12 protein-coding genes and 1 riboswitch are annotated in these 12,362 nt (G+C 60.7%); of the genes, 9 read left to right on the forward strand and 3 right to left on the reverse strand.

Features of this window, described 5'->3' with window-relative positions; translation table 11 throughout:
• The first annotated feature begins 90 nt into the window (after positions 1–90).
• The 4 genes from tyrS to ACE3PH_RS09780 all read left to right on the forward strand — a co-directional run bounded on the left by tyrS (position 91) and on the right by ACE3PH_RS09780 (position 4,285).
• A complete protein-coding gene (tyrS, locus tag ACE3PH_RS09765) occupies positions 91–1,350 on the forward strand; it encodes a tyrosine--tRNA ligase (RefSeq protein ID WP_374318339.1) in 1,260 nt (419 codons plus the stop codon).
• Between the two features lie 275 nt (positions 1,351–1,625).
• The gene (locus ACE3PH_RS09770) at positions 1,626–2,381 is read left to right on the forward strand and encodes a PEP-CTERM sorting domain-containing protein (protein ID WP_374318341.1); all 756 of its coding nucleotides are present in this window, start codon (positions 1,626–1,628) and stop codon (positions 2,379–2,381) included.
• Between the two features lie 122 nt (positions 2,382–2,503).
• The gene (locus ACE3PH_RS09775) at positions 2,504–3,640 is read left to right on the forward strand and encodes an OmpW family protein (protein WP_374318343.1); all 1,137 of its coding nucleotides are present in this window, start codon (positions 2,504–2,506) and stop codon (positions 3,638–3,640) included.
• Positions 3,641–3,658: 18 nt separating this feature from the next.
• Positions 3,659–4,285, forward strand: coding sequence for an outer membrane beta-barrel protein (locus ACE3PH_RS09780; RefSeq protein WP_374318344.1), 627 nt, complete (start codon positions 3,659–3,661; stop codon positions 4,283–4,285).
• Here ACE3PH_RS09780 and ACE3PH_RS09785 read toward each other — a convergent pair.
• Positions 4,270–4,935 carry an NTP transferase domain-containing protein gene (locus ACE3PH_RS09785; RefSeq protein ID WP_374318346.1) on the reverse strand — a complete coding sequence of 222 codons (666 nt, stop codon included), beginning with the start codon at positions 4,933–4,935 and terminating at the stop codon, positions 4,270–4,272. The two genes, ACE3PH_RS09780 and ACE3PH_RS09785, sit on opposite strands and share 16 nt — an antisense overlap.
• A 152-nt stretch (positions 4,936–5,087) precedes the next feature.
• Here ACE3PH_RS09785 and pdxH point away from each other — a divergent pair, with 152 nt between their 5' ends.
• Positions 5,088–5,738, forward strand: coding sequence for a pyridoxamine 5'-phosphate oxidase (pdxH, locus tag ACE3PH_RS09790; RefSeq protein ID WP_374318348.1), 651 nt, complete (start codon positions 5,088–5,090; stop codon positions 5,736–5,738).
• A gap of 12 nt (positions 5,739–5,750) precedes the next feature.
• On the opposite strand, the gene msrA is transcribed toward pdxH, so the two are convergent.
• A complete protein-coding gene (msrA, locus tag ACE3PH_RS09795; protein ID WP_374318350.1) occupies positions 5,751–6,320 on the reverse strand; it encodes a peptide-methionine (S)-S-oxide reductase MsrA in 570 nt (189 codons plus the stop codon).
• A gap of 29 nt (positions 6,321–6,349) precedes the next feature.
• Here msrA and ACE3PH_RS09800 point away from each other — a divergent pair, with 29 nt between their 5' ends.
• Positions 6,350–7,234, forward strand: coding sequence for a YdcF family protein (locus tag ACE3PH_RS09800; RefSeq protein ID WP_374318352.1), 885 nt, complete (start codon positions 6,350–6,352; stop codon positions 7,232–7,234).
• 236 nt (positions 7,235–7,470) lie between these two features.
• Here the strand turns inward: ACE3PH_RS09800 and ACE3PH_RS09805 are convergent, their stop codons facing one another.
• The gene (locus tag ACE3PH_RS09805; RefSeq protein WP_374318354.1) at positions 7,471–9,057 is read right to left on the reverse strand and encodes a UbiD family decarboxylase; all 1,587 of its coding nucleotides are present in this window, start codon (positions 9,055–9,057) and stop codon (positions 7,471–7,473) included.
• A gap of 279 nt (positions 9,058–9,336) precedes the next feature.
• Between ACE3PH_RS09805 and ACE3PH_RS09810 the strand changes: the two genes are divergently transcribed.
• The 3 genes from ACE3PH_RS09810 (at position 9,337) to nrdR (ending at position 12,309) form a co-directional block, all read left to right on the forward strand.
• A complete protein-coding gene (locus ACE3PH_RS09810; RefSeq protein ID WP_374318356.1) occupies positions 9,337–10,293 on the forward strand; it encodes a transglycosylase SLT domain-containing protein in 957 nt (318 codons plus the stop codon).
• A gap of 28 nt (positions 10,294–10,321) precedes the next feature.
• Positions 10,322–10,445: riboswitch (ZMP/ZTP riboswitch) on the forward strand.
• A gap of 51 nt (positions 10,446–10,496) precedes the next feature.
• On the forward strand, positions 10,497–11,747 hold the full coding sequence (gene glyA, locus ACE3PH_RS09815; RefSeq protein WP_374318358.1) for a serine hydroxymethyltransferase: 1,251 nt from the start codon (positions 10,497–10,499) through the stop codon (positions 11,745–11,747).
• 79 nt (positions 11,748–11,826) lie between these two features.
• Positions 11,827–12,309 carry a transcriptional regulator NrdR gene (nrdR, locus tag ACE3PH_RS09820; RefSeq protein WP_374318360.1) on the forward strand — a complete coding sequence of 161 codons (483 nt, stop codon included), beginning with the start codon at positions 11,827–11,829 and terminating at the stop codon, positions 12,307–12,309.
• Positions 12,310–12,362 lie beyond the last annotated feature (53 nt).

The following is a 12,362-nucleotide window of genomic DNA, read 5'->3' on the forward strand; positions in this document are numbered from 1 at the left end:
CCACAAAGGGGGGCGTCAGACTTCGAATAGCCGAGTATAGCTGTCAGTTTGGTGTCTCCGGACCATCTGCTTTTCATCCATTGGTTACCTATGCTGCAATCTGAAAATACGCAAGAGGCCACCTCTTCCTACCCCGTCACCGACCGTGTTCGTGAGGCCTTGGCCGTGACGCAGCGTGGATGTGATGAATTGCTGCCCGAAGGCGATTGGGTCAAAAAACTGGCTCGTTCAGAAGCAACGGGTGTGCCACTGCGCATCAAGCTGGGCCTGGATCCGACCGCTCCGGACATCCACCTCGGGCATACCGTGGTGCTCAACAAGCTGCGTCAGTTGCAAGATCTTGGGCACAACGTGATTTTCCTGATTGGCGACTTCACCTCCTTGATCGGTGACCCGTCTGGCCGTAACACCACCCGTCCGCCGCTCACGCCTGAACAGGTCAAGGTCAATGCCGAGACCTATTACAAGCAGGCCAGCCTGGTGCTGGACGCAGAGCGCACCGAGATTCGCTACAACAGCGAGTGGTGTGACGCGCTGGGTGCGCGGGGCATGATCCAGCTGGCCAGCCGTTACACGGTGGCCCGCATGATGGAGCGCGATGACTTCACCAAGCGTTTCAAGGCCAACACACCGATCAGCGTGCATGAGTTTCTCTACCCGCTGATGCAGGGCTATGACTCGGTGGCCCTGAAGTCTGACCTGGAGTTGGGCGGCACCGATCAGAAGTTCAACCTGCTGATGGGCCGTCACCTGCAGTCCGAATACGACCAGGAGCCGCAATGCATCCTGACCATGCCGTTGCTCGTGGGGCTGGATGGCGTGGACAAGATGTCCAAGTCGAAGAACAACTATGTCGGCATCAGCGAGGCTCCTAACAGCATGTTCGGCAAGCTGATGAGCATCTCGGATGACCTGATGTGGAGCTATTTCGAGCTGTTGAGCTTCAAGGCCCTGGCCGACATCGCACAGTTGAAGGCCGAATGCACGTCAGGTCGCAACCCGCGCGATGCCAAGGTCATGCTCGCCCAGGAAATCGTGAGCCGCTTCCATGGTGCGCAAGCAGCAGAGGACGCGCTGGCTGACTTCGTCAACCGCTCGAAGGGCGGCATTCCTGACGACATCCCGGAGCTGAGCCTGGGGCTGCCGGCCGACGGGGCTGGCGTGGGCATCGGCGCCTTGCTGAAGCAGGCGGGGCTGGTGCCATCGACCAGCGAGGCTGTCCGCATGATCGAACAGGGCGGGGTGCGCATTGATGGGACGCCGGTGTCCGACAAGGGCCTGAAGATCGGGGCCGGCACCATCGTGGTCCAGGTTGGCAAGCGCAAGTTTGCTCGCGTCACCTTGTCCTGAAATCCAAATGACGATGAACGTTCAAGGGTAAACGGCAGCAACTAGGGTCTACCCGACCCATGGTCAGGGGGTTTGTGCCCCCCCATTCGGGCTTTCCTGAGCCGCCAAGTGTGGCGTACCCGTGGGAAACCCGTTGTTCATGCAGCAACCGCGCTCTTAAGCTCAATCCAGACAGATCGGTAAAGTCTGTGAGTCGAAAGAGGAGCACGCGGACGCCTCTCCAGACTCTGAGATTCCTCTAAAAATGGGACCGCTATTTCTGTGGAGAGATAGACATGAAATTTGCATTGAAGAGCCTGGTTGCCGCTGCTGCTCTGGTTGCTGCTGGTGCTGCCAGCGCTACCAGCGTGACGGTGCCAGTGGGTGGCTCTCTGGGTGCTCTGACCTTGACCAGCGGCACCGGCACGCTGGCGTTCAGCAGTGAGCTGATCGATGCGCTGAACACCGGTGGCGTGTCGGTTGCACCTTACGGCGCCGCTACCGCAGCGACGACGGGTACGGTCGGGGCTTATACCTCGGCTGGCGCTACTGCGCCGTTCACCAGCGTCACGGTTGACACCACCACCGGTGCTGTGCAGTCCGTGCTGACCTCCGGTGGCGCTACCCAGACCGCCGTGGCCAAGAGCAGCATCTCGACCGGCGGCTCCCTGACCGTCTACAACCTGGATGTGGACCTGGTCAACAAGAAGGTCTATGCCGACATCATCGGCGGCAACGGTATCGGCTCGCTGTCCCACTACTACCTGTGGGACATCACTTCTGTGACTGGCACGACCAGCATCACGGGTGCGGGCTCTTTCACCACCACCATCAGCGGCTTGACCATCACCGATGGCGGTTTGACGACGTTTACCAAGGCCCTGGGCCTGATCAAGCTGGGTGCTGCTGCGCTGTCCGTGGTCAGTGACTTCGGCACGATCACCTCGGTGACCAATGTGTCCGCTGCCGCTGTTCCTGAGCCCTCTACCTATGCCCTGATGGGGCTGGGTCTGGTTGGCATGGGTCTGGTGGCCCGTCGCCGCGCCAAGTAAGCCGGTGTCTTGTCTGGGGCACGCTGAGCGTTGCCCCGGCACCAAGCCGCTCACATTGTTGTCGGGCGGCTTTTTATTTCGTCTGTCTGAATTGTCCGCATATCTCTGAGTCAAGGAAAAACATGCGCATCCAAGCCCTGACGCGTTTCGGTGCCGCCGTCTTGCTGTCGTTCACCATGCTGCCTGGTCTGCAGGTGGCTCATGCCGAATCGGCCGGTGCGACCAAATACCCCAGCCTGTCACTGACTCCGGCGATTCGCGACCGGATGTACATGCAACTCGCGCCCATCTATGTGCGGATCAAGACCAAATCGGGCAATGCCTATGACGTCACGGGTCCGGTGTACGCCACCGGTGACGGTACCAAATATGTGATCGAGCGAACCAACGAAGACGGTCAGCTCGTCTACGTGGCTGCCTGTGCTGCGGCCGCCAACCCCAGTAGTTGCCGCACTGCGTACCGGTTCGCGGTGGCTGCGCTTGATTCGGTGCTGGAAGACGATGGCATGGCGGGGCTCGGATCTCCTGAGGGCATCAAGGCTCGCGCCAGTTCGTCGGCGTCCACCATGGCCCTCAGCATGGGCTACTACCTGACGGACGACTACACGTGGCTGGTGGAGGCCTATCTGCTGGCCAAACCGCTGGTGTCGCGGGTCTATGGTGACGGCGTCAACGCGTCAGGTCAGCCCAATGGGCTCAATGGCAAGGAGATCATGAATACCAAGCTGTTGCCGCCGATGGTGACCTTGGGCTACCAGTTCGGCAAGCGCAGTGACCGCTTCCGTCCCTATCTGGGGGTGGCTGCCATGTACGCCATCTTCTTTGACACCAAGGCAACCGAAACGCTCAACAGCTACCAGGGTGGTGGGCGGCCGGGCGATACGACCGTCAGTCTGAAGAACGCTTTTGGTATCGGTCCGATCGGGGGCTTCAAGTACACGGTCAATGACAAGTGGTTCGTCAAGCTTGACTTTGCAAACGTGCGGCTCAAGACCACCGCCACCCTCGTGACACGCAACACGACCATCACCTCCAGCTCGGCTGTGTTGGCTGACTACGCCACCGATGTCGTTGATGCGATCAACATCGGGGCCACCTACGACAACCGCACGGTAACGGGCGCGTTCACGACAGAGTTGATGGCCTTGATCAAGGCCGGCAAGCAGGCTGATGGGGTCAATGCCACCACCTATGTTCGCAAGCAAGACACCACGCTCGAAAACACCATGTTCATGCTGAGCGTGGGCTACAACTTCTGACGACGGAGACCTGACAAGATGAAACGCGTGTTGATGGGGGTTGCGCTGGCTGCCGCAGCCAGTGCTGTTTGGGCTGACGGCTATGTTGGGGCTGCCTACGGGAGCAGCAAAGCCGGTGTGAAATGCGAGTCAGGCATGCCGTGCGACCACCGTGCGAGTAATCCTTTCAAAATTTATGGTGGCACCAAGATCGCTGACCTGCCGAACTTCGGGATGGAGGTCAGCTATATCCGGTTCGGCAGTTTCGATGCCCAGCATGCGACACAGGTGTATGACGCTGGAGCAGCCGCCACGGTCGACTCATACGAGAAGCACCACATCAACGCCCGTGCGATCACGGCGGCATTGGTCGGGCGGTACGAGCCGGTCGCCAATCTGAATTTGGTCGGGCGCATTGGTCTGGCGTATTCGATCGCGTCGGTCGATTACGCCGTCATGTCGGTGAACAATGGCGCAGCCTCAGGCTATGTCTCCAATGGGTCTCAGACCAGCAGCAAGGTGAAGCCGTACCTGGGTGTTGGGGTTGAATACGACATCAAGGGCATCGTCAAGGTGGCGCTGGCCTATGACTGGAGCCAATACGCCGTTGCCGAAGAAAAGGGCAATGTGTCGTTGTGGTCGCTGGGCGTTCAGAAGGACTTCTGAACACCATATGACCCGGCTGTGCTGGTGGAGGGGCGGGTCGGAAACAGCGCGGCCGCCCCTCCACCGCCCAGGGCTACTCGCAGATGTTCCAGCATGCCAGGCTCGCTGTTGCGTTGGCTCATCAGCACACCCGGATCGTCCACATCGACAGGTGCGGCAGGATAGCGGGCGGTCAGGCGGGCCAGATCTCGCTCGCTGCTGATTCTGATCAACTCCGAAAACAGCTCCGCGGAAAACCCCATGGGGTGGCCTGGGTGATGCCTGAATTGAGGAAACACGACCGTGTTGCCTGCGATGTTGGCGGCCATTTTCCGCAGCGTCTCGGTTTGGAGCATGGGCATGTCTGCTGGTAGCAAGAGCCAGCCCGGCGCCTGAGCTGAAGCCAGCACCCCCGCTGCGATGGCGCGGGCCATGTGATCCATGGTCATGTGCTGCGTGGAGGGCATCACGACGATGTCATTGGCGGGAAGCGTTTGCCGCGCCCTGTGCGCTACACCGGGTGGGCAAATCAGGGTGACCGGCAAACCACTGGCGAGCGCTTTTTGAAGGGTGCTGTCCAGCAGGCTGGGCAGACCAGCCACGGTCGAATGAGCCTCTGAGCCATTGAATGATGGCTCAGCCAGGATCAGAAGGGTGGGCAGGGTGCTCATGTTTGCGCTTGGGTGTATGGTGTCAGTGTGTCCCCATCTGCTGCAATGCACCACAGCACCTTCACTTAAGCAAATACCCCAGATATTCGGACCCGAGTCGACCTTGAGCAAGGTCATGCTCCGGATGTCGGGAGATCCTCGATACTGATGCCATGAGCAAGACCAATCACGACCTCGCGCACATGCGCAAGAGCTACGAACAGGCAGCACTGGACGAGAGCCATGTCCTGCCAGACCCAATGGACCAGTTCCACCGGTGGTTTGATGATGCTGTTCACGCCAAGGTGCTGGAGCCCAATGCGATGACGTTGGCGACAGCCTCGGCTGACGGACACCCCTCAACGCGGGTTTTGTTGTTGAAGGGGGTTGATGAGCGTGGTTTCGTGTTTTTCACGAATTATCAAAGCCGTAAGGGGCAAGATCTCACCGCCAACCCTTTTGCTGCCATGCAGTTTTACTGGGGTGAGCTGGAGCGCATGGTTCGTATTGAGGGCCGTGTGGAGAAAGTGGCTGAAGCAGAGTCCGACGAGTATTACAAGGTGCGCCCATTGGGGTCTCGCATTGGTGCCTGGGCTTCGCCGCAAAGTCATGTGATCAAGGGGCGCGAGCAACTGGAGGCCGCTTGGGCTGAGCAGCAGGCTCGGCTGGGTGATGATCCTCCCCGCCCCCCGCACTGGGGTGGTTTCCGTTTGTTGCCTGATCACTGGGAGTTCTGGCAGGGGCGCCCGTCTCGCCTGCATGATCGGCTGGTATTCAACCGTGATGAGGCCGGTCAGTGGGTGCTGGAGCGCCTGGCACCCTGATATTGCTTTGCCTTATGCGGGCTTGAGCCAGTCACCAAACTGCATTTCGGCATGGTGCACTTTGGGTGCCACCACCATGGCGCAGTAACCCGCACCCGGGTGCATTTCAAAATAGCGCTGGTGATAGGCCTCGGCGCGGTGATACCGTTCAACGGGGCACACCTCCGTGACAATGGCGCGCCCATGGTGCGCTTGCGCTTCCTGCAAGAAGGCTTCTGCCTGTGCTTGCTGTAGCGCATCGTGGGTATAGATGGCCGAGCGGTATTGCGTCCCTTCGTCGTGTCCCTGGCAATTCAGGCTGGTGGGGTCGTGTATCGCCATGAAAACAGTCAGCAATTGCTGGTAGGTGATGATGCTCGGGTCATAGGTGATGCGGACGACTTCCGCGTAGCCCGTGGTGCCGCTACAGACCTGCTCATAAGTGGGGGTGCCCGTGTGGCCGTTGCTGTAGCCCGACTCCACGGCAAGCACCCCGTTGACACGTTGAAACACGGCTTCCAGGCACCAGAAGCATCCTCCGGCCAGTGTGGCTGTGGCGGTCAGGCTGGGGGTGGCAGGCGCTGCAGGCGGTGTGCTGGACATGGTTGGGTACTCAACTGGAGACGATGAACATGGATTTTCTGCATCTTGCCGGCGCTTGGAAACCCGTGATCGCCGCATTGTTGTTGCCGCCTGTGCCCTGGATGCTGCTGATCTTGATTGGTGCCCGCCTGATCTTGCCCAGGCGTGGTCTTGGCTTTTTCATCTTGCTGACGGGCTGGGTGCTGCTGTGGTTGTCTTGTTGTACCGGGGTGGCCACCTGGCTGCAGAACCGAGTCTTGCGCCCACCGCCTGCTATTTTGGGCAGCACCCAGGATCGCCTGATGCGCCTGGGTCGGGACTACGCCCGACAGCAGCCAGCCATGAAACGGCATGGCCAGGATGCGCTCAACAAGGTGCCTCCGGCTGGCATCGTGGTGCTGGGCGGTGGCGTGGTGCCTCGCGCACCTGAATATGGCGTGGCTGATCTGGCTACGCCTTCGGCTGATCGATTGCGTTATGGCGTCTGGCTGAGCCGGCAGACGGGCTTGCCGCTCGGGTTCAGTGGGGGCGTAGGCTGGGCCCAGAAGGGCGTGCAGGTTGCTTCCGAGGCAGAGACGGCTGCACGGATCAGTGAGGAGCAGTTTGGTGTGCGGCTCACCTGGGTAGAGTCACGCTCGGCTGATACGCGCGAGAACGCCATGGCCACGGTGTCCATGCTGGCTGATCAAGGGGTGCATGAGATCGTGGTCGTGACACAGGCCTGGCACATGCCGCGAGCGCAGCGCGCATTCGAGTCGGCCGCTGCGGTCTGGGCTGGGCGGACCGGGAAGCCGGCCCCCGTCATCACGCCCGCACCCATGGGGTTCTGGGGGCGCGACGGGCGAGCCGTGCTGGATTGGCTGCCGTCTCACTCGGGCATGATGAATGTGCGCCTGGCCAGCCATGAGTTGCTTGGCATGCTGAGCGGGAACTGACGATTGAATCAGCCCCCAAAATGAGAAACCCCCGGTAGTGAGCCGGGGGTTGGGTGGCCTTCAGCCACCCGAGGGAAGGGCAAAGAGGAGGGTTTGCCACTTCCCATGACGCAGTGACTGCGTCAACTGGAATGCCCGCTTTGCGGACGACTTCAGAATAACGTTATTCGCGTGTCGATGCAAGCGTCGGTTGGCGTGTTCGGTGAATGATTGAACAAGGCATCACTTGCGATGTTTCACTTGGCAAGGATCTTGTCGAGCAGGCTGTCCACGCGGGCTCCGATTTCGGCTGGCATGACGATGGGGCGACCCCATTCGCGGGCAGTCTCTCCGGGCCATTTGTTGGTGGCGTCGAGGCCCATCTTGCCGCCCAGCCCGCTCACCGGCGAGGCAAAGTCCAGGTAGTCGATCGGCGTGTTGTCCACCAGCGTGGTGTCTCTCACCGGGTCCATGCGTGTGGTGATGGCCCAGATCACCTCCTGCCAGTTGCGTACATCGACATCGTCGTCAACGATGACGATGAACTTCGTGTACATGAATTGACGCAGGAAACTCCAGATGCCGAACATCAGCCGCTTGGCATGGCCCGCATAGGCCTTTTTCATGCTGATCACGGCCATGCGGTAGCTGCAGCCTTCCGGCGGCAGATAGAAGTCGACGATCTCGGGAAACTGCTTTTGCAGGATAGGCACGAACACTTCATTGAGTGCCACGCCGAGGACGGCGGGTTCGTCAGGTGGTTTGCCGGTATAGGTGGAGTGGTAGACCGGGTTGCGGCGGTGTGTGAGGCGGGAGACCTCGAACACCGGGAACCAGTCCTGCTCGTTGTAATAGCCTGTGTGGTCGCCGAAGGGGCCTTCGAGGGCATGCAGGTAGCCGCCCCGCTCCATCAGGGGAACACCATGCTCGCTGGTGCCCTTGAACCCTGCAGGGGCGGTTGGGATATGGCCTTCCAGCACGAACTCGGCGCTGGCAGGTACCTGCAGCCATTGCCTGTCCTGCCCGACAGCCGTGTCCACCACTTCGGTCCGGCTGCCGCGCAGCAGGCCTGCAAATTGGTATTCGCTGAGTGAATCAGGTACCGGTGTGACCGCACCCAGGATGGTGGCGGGGTCAGCGCCGAAGGCCACGGCAATCGGGAAGGGTTGGCCAGGGTTGGCCAAGGCGAACTCCCGGAAGTCGAGCGCACCGCCACGGTGTGCCAGCCACCGCATGATGACCTGGCGCTTGCCGATCAGTTGCTGACGGTAGATGCCCAGATTCTGGCGGGTGCGTGGCTTGGGCGTGTTTTGCGGGCCGCGTGTCACCACCAGGCCCCATGTCAGCAAGGGGGCGGCATCGTCAGGCCAGCACCACTGAACAGGCAGATGTGTCAGGTCGACCTCGGTCTGCTCTATAACCACCTCCTGGCAGGGGGCTTTGCCTACCTTGCTGGGCTTCATGTCCCAAAGGGCCTTGGCCATCTGAAGCAGTTGCCCTGCATCCTTGAGGCCGCGAGGAGGCTCAGGCTCTTTCAGTGATGCCAGCACATGGCCAATCGTTCTGAGCTCGGAGACATCATGGGCTCCCATGCCCAGCGCGACCCGTTTGGGGGTACCAAACAGGTTCGCCAGAACCGGGATGTCGTACTGACGGGTGCCCTCTGCATGGGGGGGGACGGGCCCGGTCGGGCACTCAAACCAGAGGGCTGGCCCACCGGCTCGAAGCACGCGATCACACAGTGCGGTCATCTCGAGGCGCACAGACACTGGGCTAGCGACCCGTTTCAGCTCGCCAAGCCGCTCCAGACCTGTCACAAAGTCCCGAAGATCGCGGTATTTCATATCAAATTGTTATCAAGTTGTAATGTCTTATGCTTGACCGGTTATTTCAACGCTGCCTAGAATCCGCACCCGTTGATACCCGGATCGTAGTTTCCCGGGGTTTCCCTGCGTCAAGAAGGCGCAATAGACCCACCCTGGACAGGCCTGACGTTGCGAGGCCGGACCCGTCGAAGGTCCACTTACCAGGGTGATTATCACTGTCGTCGTACCCAGGCCACCGCAGGAGCAGGTGGGGAACACCGTCCCAGGCCAGGTCGCGATAGCGAGGAAAGGAGTGTCATGACAGCTGTTACCCGTGAAGAGCGCTCGTTGAGCGCTGCCGCACACGCTGCCGTGCGTTTGTTCGCAACCGATGTGCTGACCGGCTTCCGTCAGGTCAGTCACAATGCCCTGGCTCTGCTGGGTTTGGCCGCTGTGGCCTTGGTGGTGTTCCTGGCAGGGCGCGACGACATGCGAGCAGGCCTGGAGGGCCGTGTTCTGACCTGGCTGACCGAGCGCGCCAATGCCCGCACCGAACTGGTAGCCAGTGCCCAGGAGCAACTCAATGGCGTCTTGCTGGCGATGGCTGAACCCGAGGCTATCCAGCGGGCGACAGCATCTGATCCAGCAGAGCTGAGCCGGCAGCAGTCCGCCGTGGTGTACTGGCTGTCACGCCGTTACAGCGTGGCACCAGAGCCAGTCAGTCGGTTGGTGCAGGAGGCCTGGAATGTGGGGCGTCAGGTCGGGTTGGACCCGTCCTTGATCCTGGCCGTGATGGCTGTGGAGTCGGGTTTCAACCCGTTTGCTCAAAGCCATGTGGGCGCCCAGGGACTCATGCAGGTCATGACCCGGGTGCACCAGGACAAGTACCAAATCTTTGGTGGTCGCAATGCCGCATTTGACCCGGTGACCAACCTCCGCGTGGGCGCGCAGGTGCTGAAAGAGTGCATTCAGCGGGCGGGTAGCCTTGCAGGTGGCCTGAAGTACTACGTCGGCGCGGCCAATATGGCGTATGACGGTGGTTACTCGGCAAAGGTGCTGGCTGAGCAGGGCTATTTGCGCCAGATCGCCAATGGCCACAAGGTGGCTGTGACGGCGCCGTTGCCGCAGGCAACGATGGTGTCGAGCGTTCCGGCGGCCGAAGATGCTGCCCGGCCGGCTCAGGCTGCGCCAGTGGCGCCAGCCGCCAGTGCGCACCAGCCCGACGAGCATGCCCCTGTCCTGCGTCGTCCGGAACAGGTGGCGCTGGCGCCGTGATCGGGCTCTCCGATACAATGTGATTCTGTTACTGCCGCGCGACTGGCGATAGATGACCTGCGGGTCTGAGGTGGTGAACCACCGGGAAGCGCGGCCGGTTGTTCAGCCTGATGGCTGGATCGCTGTTTGTGCCGTTCGCCTGGGCAGCCCTCTTGCAGTTGTCTGCAGTGGGTCTTCATATCTCTGAAGAGGACTGCCAAGTCATGTTTGATCGCGCCCAACACACCATTGCGAATGTCGACCCCGAGCTGTGGTCGGCCATCCAGTCTGAAAACAAGCGTCAGGAAGATCACATCGAGCTGATCGCTTCTGAAAACTACACCTCGCCGGCGGTGATGGAAGCCCAGGGCTCCCAGCTGACGAACAAGTACGCTGAAGGCTACCCAGGCAAGCGCTATTACGGTGGTTGCGAATACGTCGACGTCGTCGAGCAACTGGCCATTGACCGCCTGAAGCAGCTGTTTGGCGCCGAATATGCCAACGTGCAGCCAAATTCGGGCTCGCAAGCCAACCAGGCCGTGTTCTTCGGTCTGTTGCAGCCTGGCGATACCATCATGGGGCTGAGCCTGGCCGAGGGTGGTCACCTGACCCATGGCATGCCGCTCAACATGTCTGGCAAGTGGTTCAAGGTCGTGTCCTACGGCCTGAATGCGGCTGAAGACATCGACTACGACAAGATGGAAGCCCTGGCTCGCGAGCACAAGCCGAAGCTGATCATCGCTGGTGCCTCGGCTTTTGCCCTGCGCATCGACTTCGAGCGTTTCGGCAAGATTGCCAAGGAAATCGGTGCCTTCTTCATGGTCGACATGGCCCACTATGCCGGCCTGATCGCTGCGGGTGTGTATCCCAACCCGGTGCCTCATGCCGACGTCGTCACCTCTACCACCCACAAGAGCCTGCGTGGGCCGCGTGGCGGCATCATCCTGATGCGCTCGGAAGAGATTGCCAAGAAGATCAACTCGGCTATTTTCCCTGGCATCCAGGGTGGTCCCCTGATGCACGTCATCGCCGGCAAGGCAGTGGCTTTCAAGGAGGCGCTGTCGCCTGAATTCAAGGCCTATCAGCAACAGGTGGTGAAGAACGCTGCTGCGCTGGCCGACACGCTGACCAAGCGTGGTCTGCGCATCGTTTCGGGCCGCACCGAAAGCCACGTGATGCTGGTTGATCTGCGTCCCAAGAACCTCACCGGCAAGGAAGCCGAAGCCATCCTGGGTCAAGCGCACATCACCTGCAACAAGAACGGCATCCCCAACGACCCGCAAAAGCCGATGGTGACATCGGGTATCCGCCTGGGTTCGCCAGCCATGACGACCCGCGGCTTCAAGGAAGAGCAGGCCGTGAAGGTGGGTAACCTGATTGCCGATGTGCTGGACAACCCGCACGATGAAGCCACCATTGCCCGCGTGCGCGAGCAAGTTGCCGAATTGACCCGTCAGTTCCCCGTCTACCGCTGATACCTGCGCTGACACGCCAGTGATCGCGGCCCGGCCAGGTGTCATGCCTGAGCCGGGCTTTTTTTCAGGCTGAACCACCATGCGTTGCCCATTTTGTGGACACCCCGACACCCAGGTTGTCGAAACCCGTGATTCGGATGAAGGCGACTCGACCCGCCGTCGCCGCCGCTGTCAGTCATGCGACAAGCGGTTCACGACCTATGAGCGTGCGGAAATCGAGTTGCCCGCCATCGTCAAGCGCGATGGTCGCCGAACCGATTACGACCGGGCCAAGCTCAAGGGTTCGATGATGGTGGCCCTGCGCAAGCGCCCGGTCAGTGCCGAGGCGCTGGAAGGGGCCATCGAGTCGATCGAAGCCCGCTTGCGCCAGAGCGGCGAAAAGGAAGTGGTGTCCACCATGCTGGGTGAGTGGGTGATGCGCGAGTTGCGCAAGCTCGACAAGGTGGCTTATGTGCGCTTTGCGTCGGTCTACCGCAGTTTCGATGATGTGAGCGAGTTTGTGGCAGCCATCAAGGAAACGGGTAAACGATCAGGCAAGGCAGCGTCCAGCGAGGATGACTGAAAGTAAAAAGCCCCGGATCAGAGCGATCCGGGGCTTAGCTGTGCGCTGTTGAC

The organism is Aquabacterium sp. (genome assembly GCF_041909175.1).
Lineage (GTDB): Bacteria > Pseudomonadota > Gammaproteobacteria > Burkholderiales > Burkholderiaceae_C > Aquabacterium.

Bases quoted from the DNA above. Each gene is read 5' to 3' on its own strand.
- nrdR (WP_374318360.1), top strand. From the start codon at position 11,827: ATGCGTTGCCCATTTTGTGGACACCCCGACACCCAGGTTGTCGAAACC.
- ACE3PH_RS09775 (WP_374318343.1), top strand. From the start codon at position 2,504: ATGCGCATCCAAGCCCTGACGCGTTTCGGTGCCGCCGTCTTGCTGTCG.
- ACE3PH_RS09805 (WP_374318354.1), bottom strand. From the start codon at position 9,057: ATGAAATACCGCGATCTTCGGGACTTTGTGACAGGTCTGGAGCGGCTT.
- ACE3PH_RS09810 (WP_374318356.1), top strand. From the start codon at position 9,337: ATGACAGCTGTTACCCGTGAAGAGCGCTCGTTGAGCGCTGCCGCACAC.
- glyA (WP_374318358.1), top strand. From the start codon at position 10,497: ATGTTTGATCGCGCCCAACACACCATTGCGAATGTCGACCCCGAGCTG.
- msrA (WP_374318350.1), bottom strand. From the start codon at position 6,320: ATGTCCAGCACACCGCCTGCAGCGCCTGCCACCCCCAGCCTGACCGCC.
- ACE3PH_RS09785 (WP_374318346.1), bottom strand. From the start codon at position 4,935: ATGAGCACCCTGCCCACCCTTCTGATCCTGGCTGAGCCATCATTCAAT.
- tyrS (WP_374318339.1), top strand. From the start codon at position 91: ATGCTGCAATCTGAAAATACGCAAGAGGCCACCTCTTCCTACCCCGTC.
- ACE3PH_RS09800 (WP_374318352.1), top strand. From the start codon at position 6,350: ATGGATTTTCTGCATCTTGCCGGCGCTTGGAAACCCGTGATCGCCGCA.
- ACE3PH_RS09780 (WP_374318344.1), top strand. From the start codon at position 3,659: ATGAAACGCGTGTTGATGGGGGTTGCGCTGGCTGCCGCAGCCAGTGCT.
- ACE3PH_RS09770 (WP_374318341.1), top strand. From the start codon at position 1,626: ATGAAATTTGCATTGAAGAGCCTGGTTGCCGCTGCTGCTCTGGTTGCT.
- pdxH (WP_374318348.1), top strand. From the start codon at position 5,088: ATGAGCAAGACCAATCACGACCTCGCGCACATGCGCAAGAGCTACGAA.